The 20,204-nt window shown below is 69.2% G+C and carries 19 protein-coding genes; 13 read left to right on the top strand and 6 right to left on the bottom strand.

All coding sequences use genetic code 11. The features are described 5' to 3' along the window. Positions 1–295: 295 nt before the first annotated feature. Positions 296–730 (top strand): hypothetical protein, encoded by a 435-nt coding sequence (locus tag L942_RS44155; RefSeq protein WP_158684433.1) that lies wholly within the window; start codon positions 296–298, stop codon positions 728–730. Between the two features lie 495 nt (positions 731–1,225). Here the strand turns inward: L942_RS44155 and L942_RS06490 are convergent, their stop codons facing one another. Then, complete coding sequence (locus L942_RS06490) at positions 1,226–1,858, bottom strand: TetR/AcrR family transcriptional regulator (RefSeq protein WP_037356161.1); 633 nt, start codon at positions 1,856–1,858, stop codon at positions 1,226–1,228. Positions 1,859–1,889: 31 nt separating this feature from the next. On the opposite strand from L942_RS06490, the gene L942_RS06485 reads away from it, so the two are divergent. The 4 genes from L942_RS06485 (at position 1,890) to L942_RS06470 (ending at position 8,835) form a co-directional block, all read left to right on the top strand. After that, positions 1,890–3,107, top strand: a complete 1,218-nt coding sequence (locus L942_RS06485; protein WP_051165762.1) for an erythromycin esterase family protein — start codon at positions 1,890–1,892, stop codon at positions 3,105–3,107. Positions 3,108–3,465: 358 nt separating this feature from the next. Beyond that, positions 3,466–4,398, top strand: a complete 933-nt coding sequence (locus L942_RS06480) for a S8 family peptidase (protein ID WP_081654959.1) — start codon at positions 3,466–3,468, stop codon at positions 4,396–4,398. A gap of 142 nt (positions 4,399–4,540) precedes the next feature. Continuing rightward, positions 4,541–7,918, top strand: a complete 3,378-nt coding sequence (locus L942_RS06475; protein WP_037356159.1) for a pyruvate carboxylase — start codon at positions 4,541–4,543, stop codon at positions 7,916–7,918. Between the two features lie 119 nt (positions 7,919–8,037). Next, complete coding sequence (locus L942_RS06470) at positions 8,038–8,835, top strand: arginase family protein (protein ID WP_037356156.1); 798 nt, start codon at positions 8,038–8,040, stop codon at positions 8,833–8,835. Between the two features lie 144 nt (positions 8,836–8,979). Here the strand turns inward: L942_RS06470 and L942_RS06465 are convergent, their stop codons facing one another. From L942_RS06465 to L942_RS06445, 5 genes are all read right to left on the bottom strand, one after another. Beyond that, positions 8,980–9,366, bottom strand: coding sequence for a GntR family transcriptional regulator (locus tag L942_RS06465; RefSeq protein WP_037356153.1), 387 nt, complete (start codon positions 9,364–9,366; stop codon positions 8,980–8,982). Beyond that, positions 9,367–10,092, bottom strand: a complete 726-nt coding sequence (locus tag L942_RS06460) for a hypothetical protein (RefSeq protein WP_037356150.1) — start codon at positions 10,090–10,092, stop codon at positions 9,367–9,369. Positions 10,093–10,479: 387 nt separating this feature from the next. Further along, positions 10,480–11,292 carry an alpha/beta fold hydrolase gene (locus L942_RS06455; protein WP_037356146.1) on the bottom strand — a complete coding sequence of 271 codons (813 nt, stop codon included), beginning with the start codon at positions 11,290–11,292 and terminating at the stop codon, positions 10,480–10,482. Next, positions 11,292–12,287, bottom strand: a complete 996-nt coding sequence (locus L942_RS06450; RefSeq protein WP_200862721.1) for an LLM class flavin-dependent oxidoreductase — start codon at positions 12,285–12,287, stop codon at positions 11,292–11,294. The genes L942_RS06455 and L942_RS06450 overlap by 1 nt, the downstream gene beginning before the upstream one ends. A gap of 40 nt (positions 12,288–12,327) precedes the next feature. Beyond that, complete coding sequence (locus tag L942_RS06445) at positions 12,328–14,451, bottom strand: HelD family protein (RefSeq protein WP_037356142.1); 2,124 nt, start codon at positions 14,449–14,451, stop codon at positions 12,328–12,330. Positions 14,452–14,577: 126 nt separating this feature from the next. On the opposite strand from L942_RS06445, the gene rsmD reads away from it, so the two are divergent. The 8 genes from rsmD (at position 14,578) to mutM (ending at position 20,201) form a co-directional block, all read left to right on the top strand. Continuing rightward, entirely contained in the window at positions 14,578–15,144 is a 567-nt protein-coding gene (gene rsmD, locus L942_RS06440) for a 16S rRNA (guanine(966)-N(2))-methyltransferase RsmD (RefSeq protein WP_200862720.1), read from the top strand. Between the two features lie 52 nt (positions 15,145–15,196). Then, positions 15,197–15,679, top strand: a complete 483-nt coding sequence (gene coaD / locus L942_RS06435) for a pantetheine-phosphate adenylyltransferase (RefSeq protein WP_037356136.1) — start codon at positions 15,197–15,199, stop codon at positions 15,677–15,679. A 141-nt stretch (positions 15,680–15,820) separates the two neighbouring features. Beyond that, positions 15,821–16,540 (top strand): ribonuclease domain-containing protein, encoded by a 720-nt coding sequence (locus tag L942_RS06430; RefSeq protein WP_037356133.1) that lies wholly within the window; start codon positions 15,821–15,823, stop codon positions 16,538–16,540. 153 nt (positions 16,541–16,693) lie between these two features. Further along, positions 16,694–17,419: a DivIVA domain-containing protein gene (locus L942_RS06425; RefSeq protein ID WP_037356173.1), complete on the top strand. Its 726-nt coding sequence runs from the start codon at positions 16,694–16,696 to the stop codon at positions 17,417–17,419. A gap of 127 nt (positions 17,420–17,546) precedes the next feature. Further along, the gene (locus tag L942_RS06420) at positions 17,547–18,164 is read left to right on the top strand and encodes a YceD family protein (RefSeq protein ID WP_037356130.1); all 618 of its coding nucleotides are present in this window, start codon (positions 17,547–17,549) and stop codon (positions 18,162–18,164) included. Between the two features lie 75 nt (positions 18,165–18,239). After that, a complete protein-coding gene (rpmF, locus tag L942_RS06415; RefSeq protein ID WP_009074209.1) occupies positions 18,240–18,422 on the top strand; it encodes a 50S ribosomal protein L32 in 183 nt (60 codons plus the stop codon). A gap of 14 nt (positions 18,423–18,436) precedes the next feature. Next, positions 18,437–19,177 (top strand): ribonuclease III, encoded by a 741-nt coding sequence (gene rnc / locus L942_RS06410; RefSeq protein WP_200862719.1) that lies wholly within the window; start codon positions 18,437–18,439, stop codon positions 19,175–19,177. A gap of 163 nt (positions 19,178–19,340) precedes the next feature. After that, entirely contained in the window at positions 19,341–20,201 is an 861-nt protein-coding gene (gene mutM, locus L942_RS06405) for a bifunctional DNA-formamidopyrimidine glycosylase/DNA-(apurinic or apyrimidinic site) lyase (protein WP_037356123.1), read from the top strand. Positions 20,202–20,204: the final 3 nt, after the last annotated feature.

Here is a 20,204-nt window from a genome sequence, read left to right as displayed (position 1 = left end):
GCTCGACGCGCAGCACTGACAAGGCGATCACACCGTCAACCCACAAGATCGCTGACACGCCCCTCGGCGACGCTGTGGGTGCTGTCGACGAACGCGAGGGCCCGGAAGTTCTACGAACGGAGCGGGTGGGTGTTGGACGGAAAGACCAAGGTCGAGACCACGTCCGACGGGGCGGTGACCTTGGAGGAGGTCCGGTACCGGTTGTTGTTGGGGGAGTAGATCGGCGGCTTGAGCCTGTGCTTGTTGCCGGTTAGTGGCGATTGTTCGGGCGCGCGTACCTCCGGGGGCTTCGTGCTTGTTGCCGTTTGATGGCAACTTGCGTGGGGAGGTTGTTCCCAGCCTGCTTGGTCGGCTGCTGTCGCCGCCGCTGCTGCTGGTGCTGTTGCTGTTGCTGCTGGTGCTGCTGCCGTCGCGGCCATCACCACCGCTGTCGTCGTTGCGGTCGCTGTCGCTGTCGCTCGTGCTGTTGTTGGTGCTGCCGTCGCCGCCGTCACCACCGCTGTCGTCGTTGCTGCCGCTGTCGCTGGTGCTGTTGTTGTTGCTGCCGTCACGGCCGTCGCCACCGCTGCCGTCCGGTACGGCCGTTGCCGTTGCCGTTGCCGCTGCCGCTGCTGCCGCTGTCGCTGTTCCCGCGTTGCTGCCGCCGCTGTACGCCGATTCTTCGTTTGTCCGCGTCTACGGGCCTCCAGCGTGTCGCCGTCTGGCGAAACTCGCCGGGGAGGTTGCTTGAGCCTGCTCGATGTGGTGCCACTGAGCGGTGACTGTTCAGTTCACCTGTCGGCCAGCGCCGAGCTTGTCGCCGTCTAACGGCGACTTGCCAGGACGATTGCCCGCGAGCCTGCTAGGGGGGTGCCGCCGGGGCGTCGAGCTTATAGCCGTTCGGCGGCAAATCACTTGGCGACGCTGCTCTCCAGCCTGTCCGACCCGTCGCCGCTGAACGGCGAATGCCTCTTCCGCCCAGCCGACAACGCGCATCGTGAATAGACGCTCGACGGAGACTTTCGGAACATCCCGCCTGCCAAAGCCGCGTCGGGCGCCCCTTTCTGACACCCAGTGCCCGTCGTCCGGCTTCGGCGACTTCTCCCAGCTCGGCTGAGGCCATCCAGCCAAGCCGCCACTCAGCCCACTCCGCTTTCGCCGTTTCGCGGCGAAACCCAGCCCAGCCCGTCAACAAGCTCACTCAGCCAGTCGCCATTTTCCGGCAACAGCCCCACACCCCCGGGTATCAACCGGCGTCACCCTTCCCTGGGGCCCGCCTGCCCAGGACCCCCGCCCGAGCCGCCGCGGCCCCAGCCTCCGCCGCGACCGCCGCCGTCGCCTCCGACACCGGTTCCCGCGACACGAACAGCCGATAGAACACCGGTCCGCACACCGTCCGCGTCACCTCGTCCGGATCGGTGTCGGCCGGCACCTCTCCGCGCGCGACCGCCCGCTCCACGATCACCGCCGCTCGGGCATGCCGGTCCCGATAGAACTCCCGCAGCGCTTCCGCCGCCCGTTCCGAATGGAAGGCCGCCAGCACCGCGGCGGTCGGCAGCTCGCGTTGCCCCGGAGTAGTCAACGCGTGCACCACCTCCAACGCCAGTTGCCGCAAATCGGCGACAAGCGAACCGGTGTCCGCCGGGCTCCACGGTTCGTCGGCACCGAACCTCAGCGCGGCCGCGACCAGACCTTCGCGCGATTCCCATCGTCGATAAATCGTCGTCTTGTGCACACCCGATCGTTCGGCGACGGCCTCGACGGTCAGCTCCGTGAACCCGACCCCCGCCAGCAGATCGAGCGTCGCCCGCAAAACGGCCACGCGCGTGCGCTCCGTGCGACCGCCAGGCCGGCTGGTCCCTGGTGACTCGGTTGCCAATCGCTACCCCTGTTGCATTAGTGTCCTCAGTATGACACCGCTGAGCACTCGTTCGCCGCTGGACGGCGACGGCGCCTCAATCGCTCGCCTGATCGGCGACGCGCGCATCGTCGCGATCGGCGAGAACAACCATCACATCCGCGAGTTCGGCGAACTCCGCGCCCGGTTGCTCCGTCGCCTCGTCGAGGACCACGGGTTCACGGTGCTCGGCTTCGAATCCGGCTTCGCCGAGGGCGAACTGGTGCAGCACTGGCTGAGCGGTGGTCCTGGCACGGTCGCCGACGTCGGGCGAGAAGGATTCACCTTTTCCCTCGGCGAGTCGGTCGAGGTGCAGGAAATGCTGACCTGGATGCGCGGCCACGGCGGCGTCCGCTTCTCCGGACTCGACCTGCCCAGTTCGAGCGGTTCGCCGCAGCCGGCCTTGCGGACCGTCCGCCGCTTCGTGGCGGAAGTCGAACCGGAGGCGCTTCCGCTGGTCGACGCCGCGATCACCGCGTCCGAGCCGTATTCGGCGGTCAGCAGCGCAGTCGCGCCTGGCCGATATTCGGCAATGGACGTCGCGGCGCGCGATGCGGCCACGGCTGCATTGACGACTCTTGTAGCGCACCTGCGATCTTTGTCGCCAGTTTTTCGGCAACGGACCGAACCAGCCCGGTACGCAATCGCCGAACACCATGCGGTCGGCGCGCTTCGCGTCGACATGTACCTGCGCGAGCTCAACGCGATGATGACGGGAACCGCACCGTCGCTCCAGGGGTCGTCTCGCGACACGTACATGGCGTCAACCGTGAAGCTGCTTCGCAAGCTGTACGGCGAAGGCGAGAAGATCGTGGTGATGGTCCACAACGGACACCTGCAGCGAGTCCCGTTCGCCGCTTTGCCGACCATGACCTTCCCCTCCGCGGGCACCCACCTCGCCGAGGAGTTCGGCGACGACTACTTCGCTCTCGGCCTGACCGCGGGCACCGGCACGACCACCGGCCTCGAACCGGACGAGCGCGAGCGCCTCGGGTTCCGGGTCTATGAACAGGAGCTGGAACCGCCCGCCGAGGACAGTGTCGAAGCGGCTTTGGCCGGCGCGGATCCGTGCGTGGTCGATTTGCGGCAAGACCGAGCACAAGGACTGACCGGGCCGTCGAGCATGCGGCACGCGCACATGTTCACGAAGGCCGACGTCGTGCAAGCCTTCGATGCGCTGGTCTACCTGCCGACGATGTCGGTGAGCGCCCACGTCCCTCCAGCGAAGTAGTTGTCGGTCTGCCAACGGTTGGCCGTCCAGCGGCTAACTCTCTCGGCCGGTCCACCGTTGGCTCTCTGGCGGCGAGATCTGGCGGTCGTTCGTTGGCTCTCTGGCGGCGAGATCTGGCGGTCGTTCGTTGGCTCTGGCGGCGAGATCTGCCGGTCCTCCGTTGGCCACCTAGCGGCGAGACCTGGCGGTCGGCCAGCAGGTGGTCGCTCAGCGGCGAAACGCCCGCGGCACGTCCGCGGCTGCAGTTCATCGTCCCCTTGCTAGTTAATGCGTCGGGGCGGTCGAGCGCTGGACCGGGACCAGCCCATCGTGTGACGTCGAGTTGCCGCTCGATGGCGACCGGGATACGACCGCAGGCATGCGGAACCGAGCGGCGCGTGGCCTTTTTTCGGCAACTCTGACCTTTCTGCTGGTCGCCGGGGTGCAACCGGCCGCGCTGGCGGCGAGCGGGACCCAGGCCAACCCGCCGAGCTGGGCGCTCGACCGGATCGACCAGCGGACCGGCCTCGATCAGAAGTACCACTACGACTCGGACGGCTCCGGCGTCACGGTCTACGTGATCGACAGTGGGGTCGACGCCAAGCACCCGGATCTGCAGGGCCGGGTCCTGCCGGGCAAGGATTTCCTCACCGCAGGCACGGACACGTCGGACACCAATGGCCACGGCACCAGGGTCGCGGGAATCGTCGCGGGACACAGCTACGGTGTCGCGAAAAGCGCGCAGATCTTCCCGGTCCGCGTGCTCGACCAGGCCGGCGGCGGCGCGACCGACACGATTATCGCGGGGCTGAACTGGGTAGCCCAGAACGCACACCAACCGGCGGTCGCGGTGCTGGGCATCGGCGGCGTGCCGAACGAACAACTCGACAACGCGGTCAAGGCAGTCGCCGCGGTGATGCCGATCGTGGTTCCGGCAGGGGAGGGCAGCACTGACGCCAGTCAAACTTCGCCCGCGCGAGTGCCGGAAGCGCTCACTGTGGGTGCGACGGACGTCCAAGACCAGGTTGCGCCCTTCTCGAACTTCGGGACGTCGCTCGACTTGTACGCACCGGGCGTCGACATTCCCGCGCCGATCGCGGGCACGTCCGGGGTCGGGACGCTGTCGGGAACCTCGATGGCCGCCGCGGTGACCGCCGGCGCGGTGACCCTCTATCGCTCCGCGCATCTCGACGCCGCGCCCAACGCGGTCAGCGAAGCAATCGTGCAGGACGCAACGCAGAACGTGGTCAAGAATGCGCCCTCCGGAACCGCGAATCGGCTGCTGTGCACATTGCCTGCCGGAACGCCCTGACGGTTGCGGCGCAGCGGCCCGGCCAGCATCATGCCTGCAGGTCGGCGCGCATGATGTCCATCACCTGGACTACGGCTCCCGCACCGCGGGACGAACCGGGTAACGTGCCTTCGATACCGATCCGAAAAGGGAAGGACCGGGCATGTTCCGCAAAGTGCTGGTGGCCAATCGCGGCGAAATCGCGATCCGGGCGTTCCGCGCAGGCTACGAACTGGGCGCGGGCACAGTCGCCGTGTTTCCGCACGAAGACCGCAACTCGCTGCACCGGCTGAAGGCCGACGAGGCCTACGAGATCGGCGAACCGGGCCATCCGGTCCGCGCGTACCTCTCGGTCGAGGAGATCGTCAAGGCCGCCAAGAAGGCGGGTGCGGACGCGGTCTATCCGGGCTACGGCTTCCTGTCGGAGAACCCCGACCTGGCCAGGGCCTGCGAAGAAGCGGGGATCACGTTCGTCGGCCCGAGCGCCGAAATCCTCGAGCTGACCGGCAACAAGGCGCGCGCGGTCAAGGCGGCGCGCGAGGCCGGCGTCCCGGTGCTCGGCTCGTCGCAGCCGTCCAGCAACGTCGACGAACTGGTCGCGGCGGCCGACGAACTCGGCTTCCCGGTCTTCGTCAAGGCGGTCGCCGGCGGCGGCGGCCGGGGCATGCGCCGCGTCGAGGACCCGGGTTTGCTGCGCGAGTCGATCGAGGCCGCCGCGCGCGAAGCCGAGTCCGCGTTCGGCGACCCGACCGTGTTCCTGGAGAAGGCCGTGGTCGAACCGCGGCACATCGAGGTCCAGATCCTCGCCGACGGCGAGGGCAACGTGATCCACCTCTTCGAGCGCGACTGTTCAGTGCAGCGCCGCCACCAAAAGGTGGTCGAGCTGGCCCCCGCGCCGAACCTCGATCCCGAACTGCGCGACCGCATCTGCGCCGACGCCGTGAAGTTCGCCCGGCAGATCGGCTACCGCAACGCGGGCACCGTCGAATTCCTGCTGGACCGCGAGGGCAAGCACGTGTTCATCGAGATGAACCCGCGCATCCAGGTCGAGCACACGGTCACCGAAGAGGTCACCGATGTCGACCTCGTGCAGTCCCAGCTGCGGATCGCCTCCGGCGAAACCCTCGCCGACCTCGGCCTGTCGCAGGACAAGATCTACCTCCGCGGCGCCGCGCTCCAGTGCCGCATCACGACCGAGGACCCGGCCAACGGATTCCGGCCGGACATCGGCATGATCAGCGCCTACCGCTCGCCGGGCGGTTCGGGCATCCGGCTCGACGGCGGCACCGCGTTCTCCGGCACCGAGATCAGCGCCCACTTCGACTCGCTGCTGGTGAAACTCACCTGCCGCGGCCGCGATTTCCGCACCGCAGTCGGGCGGGCCCGCCGCGCGGTCGCCGAATTCCGGATCCGCGGCGTGGCGACGAACATCCCGTTCCTCCAGGCGGTGCTGGACGATCCGGACTTCCGCGAGGGCAACGTCACCACGTCGTTCATCGAGGAACGGCCGCATCTGCTGACCGCGCGGCACTCCGCCGACCGAGGCACGCGCCTGCTGACCTACCTCGCCGATCAGACGGTGAACCGGCCGCACGGCGAGCGTCCGCGCACCCCTGATGCCGTGACGAAGCTGCCGAAGCTGCCCGCGGACCTCACTCCTCCGGACGGCTCCAAGCAGAAGCTGACCGAACTCGGCCCGGAGGGATTCGCGCGCTGGCTGCGGGAAACCCCACAGCTCGGCGTCACCGACACCACCTTCCGCGACGCGCACCAGTCGCTGCTCGCGACGCGCGTGCGAACGAAAGACCTGCTCGCCGTCGCGCCGGTCGTCGCGGCGACCGTGCCGCAGCTGCTCTCCCTGGAATGCTGGGGCGGCGCGACCTACGACGTCGCGCTGCGCTTCCTCGCCGAGGACCCGTGGGAACGCCTCGAGCAGCTGCGCAAGGCCGTGCCGAACATCTGTCTGCAGATGCTTCTGCGCGGTCGCAACACCGTGGGCTACACGCCTTACCCGACTGAGGTCACCACGGCCTTCGTCGAGGAGGCCACCGCGACCGGCATCGACATCTTCCGCATCTTCGACGCGCTCAACGACGTCGAGCAGATGCGGCCGGCCATCGACGCCGTCCGCGCCACCGGCACCGCGGTCGCCGAGGTCGCGCTCTGCTACACCTCCGATCTGTCCGATCCGAACGAAAAGCTCTACACGCTCGACTACTACCTCAAGCTCGCCGAGCAGATCGTCGGAGCGGGGGCGCACGTCCTGGCGATCAAGGACATGGCCGGCCTGCTCCGCGCGCCCGCTGCGGCCCGGCTGGTGACCGCGCTGCGCAAGGAATTCGACCTTCCGGTGCACATCCACACGCACGACACCGCCGGCGGCCAGCTCGCCACCTACCTGGCCGCCATCCAGGCCGGTGCCGACGCGGTGGACGGCGCCGTGTCGTCGATGGCGGGCACCACGTCGCAGCCGTCGCTCGGCTCGATCGTCGCAGCCACCGACCACTCCGACCGCAGCACTGGCCTCGACCTGCACGCGATCGGCGACCTGGAGCCGTACTGGGAGAGCGTCCGCAAGATCTACGCCCCGTTCGAGGCGGGTCTCGCGTCGCCCACCGGCCGGGTCTACGAACACGAGATCCCCGGCGGCCAGCTCTCCAACCTGCGCACGCAGGCGATCGCGCTGGGCCTCGGCGACCGATTCGAGGACATCGAGGCCATGTACGCGGCGGCGGACAAGATCCTCGGCCACCTCGTGAAGGTCACGCCCTCGTCCAAGGTGGTCGGCGACCTCGCGCTGCACCTCGTCGGCGCCGGTGTTTCCCCGGCGGACTTCGAGGCGGAGCCGAACAAGTTCGACATCCCCGACTCGGTGATCGGCTTCCTGCGCGGCGAACTGGGCGACCCGCCCGGCGGCTGGCCGGAACCGTTCCGCACCAAGGCGCTCGAAGGCCGTTCGGCGGCCAAACCGGTCGCCGAACTGTCCGAAGAGGACCACAAGGAGCTCACCGACAACCGGCGCGGCGCGCTGAACCGGTTGCTGTTCCCTGGCCCCACCAAGGAATTCCTCGCGCACCGCGAAGCCTACGGCGACACCAGCGTGCTCCCGAGCAAGGACTTCTTCTACGGTCTGCGCCCGGGCGAGGAGTACTCGGTGGACCTCGAGCCCGGCGTCCGGCTGCTCATCGAGCTGGAAGCCATCGGCGAGGCCGACGAACGCGGCATGCGGACCGTCATGTCCACGCTCAACGGCCAGCTCCGGCCGATCCAGATCCGGGACCGGTCCATCGCCTCGGACATCCCGGCCACCGAAAAGGCCGAGAAGGGCAACCCGAAGCAGATCGCCGCGCCGTTCGCGGGCGTGGTGACGCTGCAGGTGGCCGAGGGCGACGAGGTGGCGGCCGGTGCGACCGTGGCGACGATCGAGGCCATGAAGATGGAAGCGTCGATCACCGCTCCGGCGGCGGGCAAAGTCGGTCGGCTGGCAATCACCTCCGTTCAGCAGGTCGAGGGCGGAGACCTTCTCATCGTGCTCGAATAACCCGCTCCCGCGCCACTTTTTTCCGTGCGAGGGGTCCCTTCGCTCCAAAACGGAGCGAGGGGACCCCTCGCACCATTTACGGCTCGCTTTTTCCGGTGGGTTCGCGCTAGCGTCGAGGCATGCTGATCAACGCGGTGCCGCAATGGCAGGGCGCGATCAGTCCCCGAGCCAAGGGGCTGGTCGAGGGCTGCCGCGCACTTTCCGAACTGGCCGGGCACGTGCTCGGCAAGCCGGTGCACCACGTACGTCAGGACGCGGCGACGTCCGACGTCGTCGCCGGGATAGCCAACCGGGCCGTGCTCACGGGCACGAACCGGCAGCTGCAGCTCGCTGCGCTCGAAGCGCCGGAAGGCCCGGTGCTCACGATCGGCGGCGACTGCGGCGTTGAGCTCGTACCGGTCGGCGTCGCGCGTTTCCGTTACGGCGCAACGCTTGGTGTCGCGTGGTTCGACGCGCATGCGGATTTGAACACGGCGGATTCTTCGCCCTCGGGCGCGTTCCACGGCATGGTGCTGCGGTCGTTGCTCGGCGAGGGCGACAAGGATTTCGCTGCCAGCCCGGCGATCGAACGAGGACGAGCGGTGCTGTTCGGCACCCGTTCGCTCGATTCCGCGGAAGAGGAAGCCATCGCCGACGGTCTGGCGGTGCGCTCCGACGACGTCGCCGGAGCGCTGAGCGCCGCGGGAGCCGACCGCGTTTACCTGCATGTGGATTTGGACATTCTTGATCCCGAAGAGTTTCCCGGAGTGAATTATCCGGAGCCCGGCGGGCTCACGATCGCCGAATTGGTCGAAATGATCGACGCGCTTTCCGGAATGGAGGTCGTCGGTGCGGGCATCACGGAATGCGTCGGCACGGAAGTCGCCGCGCTGGAACCCGTGCTGGCCGCGGTGGGGAGGGTGCTGATGGAGGGCTGAACCTCCGCGCTGAGGCGGCGAATCCGCGCCTCGTCCGGTGAGTGGACCGCGGGAACGCACGGGCAAGAAGGAGGTGCGCCCCAGACCGTGCGGAAGACGGTTCACCGAACGGCGAAAACCGCGCCGGCCGGACGATAGCGAGGTTCATCGCGGCGGTGCGTCCAGGCTCGCCAATGCCACGCGCACGGCGTCGACGGCTTCGTCCGGCGCGACCCCGAGTTCCCGGCTGTGCCGGGCGTATTCGGCGGCCGCGGCGCGAAGCAGCATGCCCGGATCCGGTCGTTCGGCCGGGCCGGTCACGACGGTTCCGCGTGCTCGCGCGGTGGTGACCCAGCCGGCGGCCTCGAGTTCGCGATACACGCGGGCGACGGTCCCGGAGGCGAGTCCGAGGTCCCGCGAAAGCTGACGGATCGGCGGCAGACGGGCATCCCGGGCGAGGGAGCCGGTCGTGATCGCGCGGACTATCTGGTCGTGCACCTGACGCCAGGGCGGAACCCCGCTTTCGGCGTCGACCACCACTCGCAGCGTCATCTACCGCGCTGCCGTGGTCGTCGCGCGCTGCTTCGGCGGCGGGCCGACGATCGCGAGGAACGCGGCGACGGTGGCCACGAACGCGAGGAACGAGGTGAGGTCGCCGACCGTCCAGCCGAGCGTGGCAGCCGTTCCGGTGCCGAGCCCGAGAGCGACGCGGGCGCTGCGCACGCGCAGTGCCTGGTCGACTTCCGGGTCGCCGGCGGCTGGACGCCGCACCGCGAGGAGCACGATGATCCAGGACACCGCGGCCGCGCCGACGGTCGCCGCGAGCGGCCCCCATTGCCGCAAAACGGCGAGATGCACGACGGCGGCGAGAGTGGCCAGTCCGGAGACGACGACCGTCCACAACGGAGCGAAATCGAGCACGCCGCGAGGTGCCAGCACGGCTTCCCTGCGGGGTTCCCGCGAGGGGCGCTGGGCGAGGATTTCGGCGGCGAGCCCGCCGAGCAGCACCACGAACACCAGCGAGTTCGCGCGCTGTCCGCCGACGAGACCCGTCGCGCCTGGGATCAGCGGGAGGCCGAGGAACAGCCACGGATACCAAAATCGCCGACGGCGCAGATAGCGTACGGCCACCGGCACCTGGTCGGTGGTCGGGTTCCGCACACCCCATTTCGCGAGCAGCCGGGCGCCTTGCTTCTCGCCTGGCCACAACACGACGAGGATGATCAGCCCGAACAGGCCGGTCATCGCCGCGACGGCGAGCGCCGAGTCGAGTTTCACGGTGGACCCCTCCCTCTTGTATCAAGTGCATGCTACAAGAGGGCCGCGGGTCTTGCCGTGTGTGAAGCTCGGTGGTCGTTTCGCTGCCGGCAGAGTCGCCGCTGAATGCTGACCTGTTTGCCTGCATGCGACAGCGCGTCTGGTGGTGTGCTGTCGCGATGTGCCTGTCCGGCATCGTGAACTTGTCCCGAACGTGCCAGAAAATCGGTCTCTTTGCGGCTGGTCGCACATGCGGCGTGGGGTCTTCGATGTGCCGGGTGCCGGCCCGCGCCGCCGCACGGGTGCCACGGCGCAGTATCGCCGGATTCTTGTGCGGTTGCGTCAACTGCCGGGAATGCGGTCGTCAGTGCCGGAAAATAAATACCGGCGCGGCGGTTTCCGGATAATTCAGCGGGCGAGCCAGCGATGCAGCGAAGCGGTCAGCGCCTCGGGCGCGTCGAGCTGGATGAGGTGTCCGGCCGAACGGACCAGCTCCAGTCCGGCACCCGGGATCATCCCGGCGAGCCGATGCGCGCGATCGACCGGAATCCAGGTGTCCTCGGTGCCCCACACCACCAGCGTCGGAATGCTGATCTCGCGGTAACGCGGTTCGATTTCGTCGGTGTACCGCTGATCGGCCTGCGCGATCTGCCGGTAGAACGCCGCTTGCCCGGCCTCGCCGAGCCAGGGCCGGACGAGCATTTCGTGCGCTTCGGCGGACAATGGACGATGCGCGGCGCCGGCGATGTACTCCCGCACGAGCGCTTCGTGCAGATTCGCCGGCAGCTGCCGGAATACGGCCGCGTTTTTCGCCACCAGACGGAAGAATTCCGAACCCCACGGGGCCAGCGCGACGACGTCCACCAGCGCCAGCGACCGGTAAGCCGCGCCGTGCAACAGAAACGCCCGCAGGCTGACCGCGCCGCCGTAGTCGTGCGCGACCACGTCCGGCTCTTCGAGCCCCCAGTGGTCGAGCAGCGCGGCGAACGTCTCGCCCTGCGCGGCCAGCGAAACGTCCTGGCCCTCGGTCATGGTGGAACTGCCGTAGCCCGGCATGTCCCACAGATAGACGGTGAAGTCCGGCGCGAACGTCGAAGCGATCGGCTCCCACAGCTTCGACGACCACGGCGTGCCGTGGCAGAACACGAGCGGCGGCCCCGAACCCTGCCGGGACCACCGCACCTGCTGTCCGTGCTTTCCCTGCCAGTCGAAGACCTCCATCAGCGCTTCAAGTCCGCGACGATTTCGTACGAGCGCACCCGGTCCTCGTGGCCGTGCACCATCGTGGTGATCATCAGCTCGTTGGCGTCGGTGTCGGCCAGCAGCTGGTCCAGTCCCTTCCGGACAGTCTCCGGTCCGCCGACGATGCTCGACCCGAACCGCTCGGCCAGGAACGCGCGGTCCATCTCGGTGTACGGGTACTCGGCGGCGTCCTCCGGCGTCGGCAGCGCGATCGGGCGGCCGCGGCGCAGGCTGAGGAAGGTCAGCCCGCTCGGACCGGCCAGGTACTGCGCGCGCTCGTCGGTCTCGGCGGCGATCACCTGCACGCCCAGCATCACGTACGGTTCGGAAAGCACCTCGGACGGACGGAAGTTCTCGCGGTACAGCCGCACCGCCGGCAGCGTGTTCTCGGCCGCGAAGTGGTGCGCGAAGGAGAACGGCAGCCCCAGCCGGCCGGCCAGCTGCGCGCTGAAGCCGGACGAGCCGAGCAGCCATACCGGCGGCTTGTTGCCCTCCGCGGTGACCGCGTTGACGCCGCGCGCCGGGTCCGGCTCGAAGTAGCTGATGAGCTCCATCAGGTGCTCGGGGAAGTTCTCCGCGGACAGCCCGCCCGGTCCGCGCAGCGCGAGCGCGGTGCGCTGGTCGGTGCCCGGCGCGCGGCCGATGCCCAGGTCGATCCGGCCCGGGTGGAACGCCTCCAGCGTGCCGAACTGCTCGGCGACCACGAGCGGCGCGTGGTTGGGCAGCATGATCCCGCCGGAACCGACGCGGATGGATTCGGTGGCGTCCGCGACGTGCCCGATCAGCACCGCCGTGGCCGAGCTGGCGATTCCCGGCATGTTGTGGTGCTCGGCGAGCCAGTACCGGTGATAGCCCAGCCGTTCGGCGTTGCGGGCGAGATCGAGCGTATTGCGCAGTGCTTCGCCGACCCCCTTCCCTTCGGAAACGGGGGACAGGTCGAGCACGGACAGCGGCACGTCAGGCAGAGAGGTCACGTACAGCCGCAACGCGTGCGGCCGCGATTCCCTTCCCGGCTTACGCGTGCGGCAGCCAGTCCGGGTTCGAGGCGAGCACGATCAGCTGCTGGGTCGCCCGGGTGAGCGCGACGTACAGCACCCGCCGCCCGGTCGAGGACTCGGTGACCAGGTCCGTCGGCTCGACCAGCACCACCGCGTCGTACTCGAGGCCCTTCGAATCGAGGGACCCGACGACCTTCAGCCGCTCGTCGGTCTGCCCGGCGAGCCAGCCCTCGACCTCTCCGACGCGGTCCATGGCGGTGATCACGCCGACCGTGCCCTCGACCGCGCCGAGCAGTTCCTTGGCCGCGGCCTGGGTCGCCGGCGCCAGCGCCGCCTGGTCGACCGGGCGGACCTCCGGCTCGATCCCGGTGGTGCGCACCGCCTTGGGCAGCTCGTCGGCCTGCGCGTGCCCGGCCACGACCTTCGCCGCCAGGTCGAAGATCTCCGCCGAGTTCCGGTAGTTCGTGCGCAGCGTGAAGCGCCGCCGCGTGGTCTTCACGCCGAACGCCTGGTCGCGCGCTTGCGCCGCCTCGGCCGGATCCGGCCACGAACTCTGCACCGGGTCGCCCACGACGGTCCAGCTCGCGTACTTGCCGCGACGGCCGATCATCCGCCACTGCATCGGCGAAAGGTCCTGCGATTCGTCGACGACCACGTGCGAGTACTCGTCGTAGTGCTCCGGACGGTGCGGCGCGCCGCCGGAGCTGCCGCGCTCCGGGGTCGCCTCGACGACGGCCTGGCGACGGCGGCGCTTCGGCTCCGGCCCGACCAGGACGCGCAATTCGTCCAGCAGCGCGACGTCGGCGACCGACCAGCCGCGCGAACGGTCCGCGAAATCGGCCGACAGCAGGCTGATCTCGTTCCGGTTCAGGATGCCCTTCGACGCCGCGGCCATCCGCTTCTCGTTGCCCAGCCACTTGAGCACCTGCGCCGGGTACAGCACCGGCCACCACACGACCAGGAAGCGGTGGAAGTCGATGCGCTCGCCGAGATCGTTGATCAGCTCCGCGCGGTCGATCTCCTTGCCGTCCGCTTTCGCGTACTCCTCGGCCTTGTCCGCGAGCGCGGCCAGCAGCAGCTCCGCCACGCGTACGCGCGAGCGGTTCGGCGGCGCGCCCTGTGTGTGTGCCTTGCGGCGCACCTTCTCCAGCTCGCGCGCGGTGAGCTTCAGGACTTCGCCGCGATAGACGATCTTCAGCTCCATCGGCGCTTCGGGCGGGGTGTCGCGCAACGCGCGCAGAAGCACCTTCCGCATCCGAAGCGAACCCTTGATCGCGGCCAGGGCGGCTGTGTCCTGTCGCGTCGCTTCGAGACCGTCGAGGACTTCGCCGAGCGCGCGCAGCTCTACGTTCGTTTCGCCCATCGACGGCAACACGCGCGAGATGTACGTGGTGAAGACGCCCGAGGGACCGACCACCAGCACGCCCGCGCCGCCGAGCTGACGGCGGTGCCGGTACAGCAGGTACGCCGCGCGGTGCAGCGCGACAGCCGTCTTGCCGGTGCCCGGGCCGCCGGTGATCTCGGTGACCCCGCGCCACGGCGCACGGATGACTTCGTCCTGTTCCTTCTGGATCGTGGCCACGATGTCGCGCATCTTCTCGCCGCGCGAACGGCCGAGCGCGGCCATCAGCGCGCCCTCGCCGACGATCTGCATGTCCTCGGGCACGGCGTCGGCGATCAGCACGTCGTCGTCCACGTCCAGCACAGTCTGCCCGGAGCAGCGGATCACCCGGCGGCGCACGACGTCCATCGGCTCTTCGGCGGTGGCCTGGTAGAACGCCGCGGCCGCGGGGGCGCGCCAGTCGGTGACCAGGTTGTCGAACTCGTTGTCGCGGATGCCGAGCCGGCCCACGTAGATGTGCTCGCGGTCGAGGTGGTCGAGCCTGCCGAAGACCAGGCCCTCGTACTCGGCGTCGAGCGTCTGCAGGGTCTGGTTCGCGTGGTAGACCATCATGTCGCGCTCGAACAGCATCGACGCCTGCTCGAAGATCGCTTCGCGCTGGGCGCCCTGGCCGAGCTCGTAGCCCTTGGTCCGCATCGCCTCGGCCTGGGTCCGCAGCTCGGCGAGCCGCGTGTAGACCCGGTCGACGTGTGCCTGCTCGACGGCGATCTCAGCCCGTCTCACCCGGGGTTCCGACACGCAAACGCTCCCTTGAACTCCATCAACGCGCCCCTGCAGGGCGAAGGACGACTCTACGCGCCCGCGCGCGCGGGTTCGGCAAGTCCTGCCCAACGCCACATCGCGACCTTGGGCGAAGATGACCGGGTGACGAGGATCGTGGCGGGGAAGGCGGGCGGACGGCGGCTGAAGGTGCCGCCCAAAGGCACCCGCCCGACGTCGGAGCGGGTGCGCGAAGCACTGTTCAACGCGCTCGAAGTGGCCGGTGAGTTGGACGGCGCCCGCGTGCTCGACCTCTACGCCGGCTCGGGCGCGCTCGGTCTCGAAGCGCTTTCGCGCGGTGCCGCGGACGCGTGGTTCGTGGAGGCCGACCGTCGGGCGGCAGACGTGCTTCGCGGCAACGTCGCTGAGTTGCGCTTGGGCGGCACAGTGCGGGCCGGGCAGGTCGAGACCGTGGTCGCCGCGCCTGCGCCGGTCCAGTTCGACGTCGTGCTCGCCGACCCGCCGTACGCGGTCGACGCTGCTTCGCTGGGCACAGTGCTCGCTTCGCTGCACAGCGGCGGCTGGCTCGCCGAAGGCGCGTTGGCGGTGATCGAACGGGCTGCGCGCGACGGTGCTCCGGACTGGCCGTCGACGTTCAAGCCGCTTCGCGACAAGCGCTACGGCGACACGGCGCTGTACTGGGCGGAGTACGACAGCTCATCCGAGGTGTGACGCAGTCGGCACGAGAGCGCGCGCGGCGGCGCGGCTTGATAGCGTCCGCGCCATGCGGCGTGCGGTCTGTCCCGGTTCTTACGATCCGGCCACCAACGGACATCTCGACATCATCGAGCGGGCATCGAAGCTCTTCGACGAGGTCGTCGTCGCGGTGGGGGTGAACAAGAGCAAGAAGGGTCTCTTCAGCGTCGAGGAACGCATGGAGATCCTGCGCGAGATCACCGCGAAGCTGCCGAACGTGCGCGTCGATTCGTGGCAGGGCCTGCTCGTGGACTACTGCCGCGAGAACGACATCGCGGCGGTCGCGAAGGGCCTGCGCTCGGTCAGCGACTTCGACTACGAGCTGCAGATGGCGCAGATGAACCGTGAGCTCACCGGCCTCGAAACGCTGCTGATGGCCAACAACCCGGCGTACGGCTTCGTGTCCAGCTCGCTGGTCAAGGAGATCGCGGCGCTCGGCGGCGACATCGAGAACCTCGTGCCGCCGGTGGTCCACGAACGTCTCCTCGCGGTCTACGCCAAACAGGACTGAGCAGCGCTTCCGGCGGAAACGCCAGCCCAGCGGCCGAATTAGCCTGAACGGATTACTGCCTTCGTCGGGACTTCGGCCGCGGTCCGAAGCTGTTCACCTCGCGTCATTCTTCAGACCACTCGACCGGGTTACCGTCCGAAAATGACCAACAATCGCAGCCGCATAGTCGGTGTCCTTTTCGCACTGCTGGTCGGTTTCCTGGGGTTCGGCACGGCCGCGGAGGCCGTCCCGCTGTCCCCGGCGGCTCCGGCGTCCGTGCAGCCGAAGCAGAACTCCTGCGGGGATCTGTCCGGCTTCACGCACGTCAAGCTGTCGGCGCTGCCTCCGGAGGCGACTGACACCTACAAGCTCATCCAGACGAACGGGCCGTTCCCGTACCCGAAGAACGACGGGGTCGTGTTCACCAACCGCGAGGGGATCCTCCCCTCCTGCGCGTCGAGCTACTACCACGAGTACACCGTGCCCACGCCCGGCGCGAGCAACCGCGGCACCCGCCGGATCGTGACCGGCCAGGGCGGCGAGTACTTCTACACCGGCGACCACTACGCGACCTTCCAGGTCATCGACATCGACGGCGGCAGCACTCCGGCGAAGTGCGGCGACCTGTCGAAGCTGAGCCCGGTCGGCTACTCGACGCTGTCCGACGACGCCAAGCAGGTCGTCGACGGCGTGCGGAACGGGACCCTTAGCGACGGCACCACCTACCAGAACCGCGAGGGCGTCCTGCCCGCGTGCGACGCCGGCTACTACACGCTGTACGACGTCGGCACGGAGGACCGTGTGATCTCCGGCAAGGGCGGCGAGCTCGTCTACACGCCGGACCACTATGCCACCTTCCAGAAGATCGATCTGAACAGCTGACCCCGGTCCGGAAGGGGCGGCCCCACCAGCGGGTGAGGCCGCCCCTTGCGCGCGGAGGCAGGACACGCCCGGTCGGGTGCTCGTTCACCGGTTCAGGCTGCGAAGCGGGCAGACTGGAAGCCAGTGATCGGGGAAACTGCTTAGGGAGTGGCCGTGTACCGGGTTTTCGAGGCACTCGACGAGCTCGTCACGATCGTCGAAGAGGCCCGTGGGGTTCCCATGACGTCCAGCTGCGTGGTGCCGCGCGGCGACGTCCTCGAGCTGCTCGACGACGTCCGCGACGCGCTTCCCGGCGAAGTGGACGACGCGCAGGACGTGCTCGACAAGCGCGACGACCTGCTGCTGGCCGCGCGCAAGGAGGCGGGGGAGACCGTCGCCAGCGCGAACGAGGAAGCCGAGCGGACCGTGTCGGACGCCACGTCCGAGGCCGAACGCATCCTCGCCGACGCGCGCGCCCGCGCGGAGCAGATGCTGAGCGACGCGCACAACGAGGCCGAGCGCATGGTCGCGGGCGGGCAGGCGGAGTACCAGAACCTCACCGAACGGTCCCGCGCCGAATCCGAGCGGATGATCCAGGCCGGCCGCGACGCCTACGACCGCGCGATCGAGGACGCCCGCGCCGAACAGGCCCGCCTCGTCTCGCAGACCGAGGTCGTGCAGGCCGCGCACGCCGAATCCGCGCGCATCGTCGACGAGGCGCACGCCGAAGCCGACCGCCAGCGCGCCGACTGCGACGCGTACGTGGACGGCAAGCTGGCCGAGTTCTCCGAGCTCCTGGCCACCACGCTGCGCACCGTCGACTCGGGCCGCAACCACCTGCGCTCGCCCGCGACCGGCCACGGCGGCGGCCGCTCGACGCTGTACGACTACCAGGTCTGAGGCGTTCTCGCGCATACCCGAGGCCACGGAACCGGCTGAACGCGTGTCCGGTGGCGAGTGCCCTTGCTCACCAGGTCTGACCAGCCGCTGCGCCGACCTGCGCGAGGGCTGCGTACGCTGGTAGGCGATGTCCGAAAACCCTGCCCAGAACCCCCGCCCCGCGCAGCTCGACGACCGCAGCCCGTGGGTGGTCGACACCCGTGAGCTCGGCCGCCGCGCGGGACTCAGCCGGGAGCTGCGCCGCAGCGCGCCCGTGCCGGCCACGCTCGGCGTCCCCGGCGTGCTCGAAATCCGCGAAGGCGAGCCGGTCGAGCTCGACCTGACGCTCGAGTCCGTCGTCGAGGGGGTCCTCGTCACCGGCACCGCCTCGGCGGTGGCCACCGGCGAGTGCTCGCGCTGCCTCGACCCGGTCACCGAGAACATCCAGGTCGACCTCACCGAGCTGTTCGCCTACCCGGGCTCGGCCACCGAGGAGACCACCGAGGAGGACGAGATCCCCCGGCTGGTCGACGACCGGATCGACCTCGAGCCGACCGTCCGCGACGCCGTGGTGCTGGCGCTTCCGCTCGCCCCGCTGTGCCGCGAGGACTGCCCTGGGCTGTGCGTCGACTGCGGCGTCAAGTGGGCCGATCTCGAGCCCGGACACGGGCATGAGAAGATAGACCCTCGGTGGGCCGCGCTGGTCGAGCGATTCGACGAGAACGCGGGCGAAAAGCCTGCGCACGGCTCCGGAGAGCAAGCCTGACGAGCGTCCAGCTCGATCCGGGAGAAGTAAGTTCGCTCGCACCCCGCGAGCAGACCGTTTGAAGGAGATCTACTCGTGGCCGTCCCGAAGCGGAAGATGTCGCGATCCAACACGCGCTCCCGCCGCAGCCAGTGGAAGGCGGCTCCGGTTCAGCTGGTGCCCTGCTCCAACCGCGCCTGCCGCCAGCCGAAAATCCAGCACGTCGCTTGCCCGGCTTGCGGCCAGCACAACGGCCGCCAGGTCGTCGAGCCCGCCTGAGCGGGCAGCCGACCATGGGGGGTAAGCCCGTCGGAGGACCCACGGCCGATCCCGCATCGTTGCTCGAGGCGCTCGGGGTCGAACTCGACCCCGAGCTGCTCCGTCTTTCGCTCACCCACCGCTCGTACGCGTACGAGCACGGCGGCCTGCCGCCGAACGAGCGACTGGAGTTCCTCGGGGACGCGGTGCTCGGCCTCGTCGTCACCGACCACCTCTACACCACCCACCCCGACCTGCCCGAGGGCCAGCTCGCGAAGCTGCGCGCCAGCGTCGTCAACATGCACGCGCTGGCCGGCGTCGCGCGCGGGCTCGGCGAGGGCGGGCTCGGGGCGCATCTGCTGCTGGGCAAGGGCGAAGAGCTCACCGGCGGCCGGGACAAGGCGAGCATCCTCGCCGACGGTCTCGAAGCCGTCATCGGCGCCACGTACCTCGCGCACGGCATCGAGGTCGCGCGCAAGCTCGTGCACCACCTCTTCGACGGGTTGCTGGCCGAGGCTCCGCTGCGCGGGGCCGGTCTCGACTGGAAGACCAGCCTGCAGGAGCTGACCGTGTCCGGGGGGCTCGGCGTGCCCGAGTACCGCGTCGAGGACAGCGGCCCCGACCACCGCAAGGAATTCACCGCCACCGTGCTGGTGGCGGGCCGTGCGCTGGGCGAAGGCAACGGCACCACGAAGAAGGAAGCCGAGCAGAAGGCCGCGGAGACCGCCTGGCGGGCTCTCTCGGAGGAACTCGGCACGGGCGACGACGCGAGCTGACGCGTTCTTTCCGGGGCTGGTTGGCGAGGTTCGCTGATCAGCCCCGTTTTTTGTGCGGCGAGAGCGGTGCGCCCCGGTTTTCGCGCCGCTGCGCCGTCGGGCAGGCGGGACTCCGCGGGCACCGGCCCCGTTTTTTGTCGGAGGTGCCGGGCAGAATGAGCGCATGCCCGAACTACCCGAGGTCGAGACCGTCCGCGCCGGTCTCGAAGCGCACGTCGCCGGCCGTACCGTCCGGGCCGTCGACGTGCTGCACGACCGCGCCATCCGGCGGCACGCCCAGGGAGCCGCCGACTTCACCGGACGGCTCGCCGGAGTCACGATCGAGGCGGCCCGGCGGCGCGGCAAATACCTGTGGCTGGAACTGTCCGACGGCGAGGCGGTGCTGGCGCATCTCGGCATGAGCGGCCAGATGCTGGTGCAGCCCGAGGACGCGCCGGACGAGAAACACCTGCGCGTCCGGGTCCGGTTCGCCGACGGCGGGCCGGAACTGCGCTTCGTCGACCAGCGGACGTTCGGCGGCCTTGCCCTGGACGAGCTGGTCGAGGTCGACGGCGACAGCGTGCCCGGCACCATCGCGCACATCGCGCGGGACCCGATGGACCCGAAGTTCGATCCGGAGGCAGCCGTGCGCGCGCTGCGTTCGCGGCGAACCGAGGTGAAGCGAGCGCTGCTCGATCAGACACTCGTGTCGGGGGTGGGCAACATCTACGCCGACGAGGCGTTGTGGCGGGCGAAACTGCATTGGTCCCGGCCGACCGAGAAACTCACTCCCGCGCAGGGACGGACGTTGCTGTCCGCGGCCAGCGACGTGATGGCGGCGGCGCTGCTCGCCGGTGGGACGTCGTTCGATGCGCTTTATGTGAATGTGAACGGGCAGTCGGGGTATTTCGAGCGCTCGCTCGACGCGTACGGGCAGGAGGGGATGCCGTGTCGGCGGTGTGGGGCGCCGATTCGGCGGGAGCCGTTTATGAATCGGTCGTCGTTTTCTTGTCCTCGGTGTCAGCGGCGGGCTAGGGCGGCGTAGTTG

The sequence above is a fragment of the Amycolatopsis orientalis DSM 43388 genome, assembly GCF_000411975.1.
Taxonomy (GTDB): domain Bacteria; phylum Actinomycetota; class Actinomycetes; order Mycobacteriales; family Pseudonocardiaceae; genus Amycolatopsis; species Amycolatopsis orientalis_D.
This window is presented reverse-complemented; position numbering and strand designations above follow the sequence as displayed.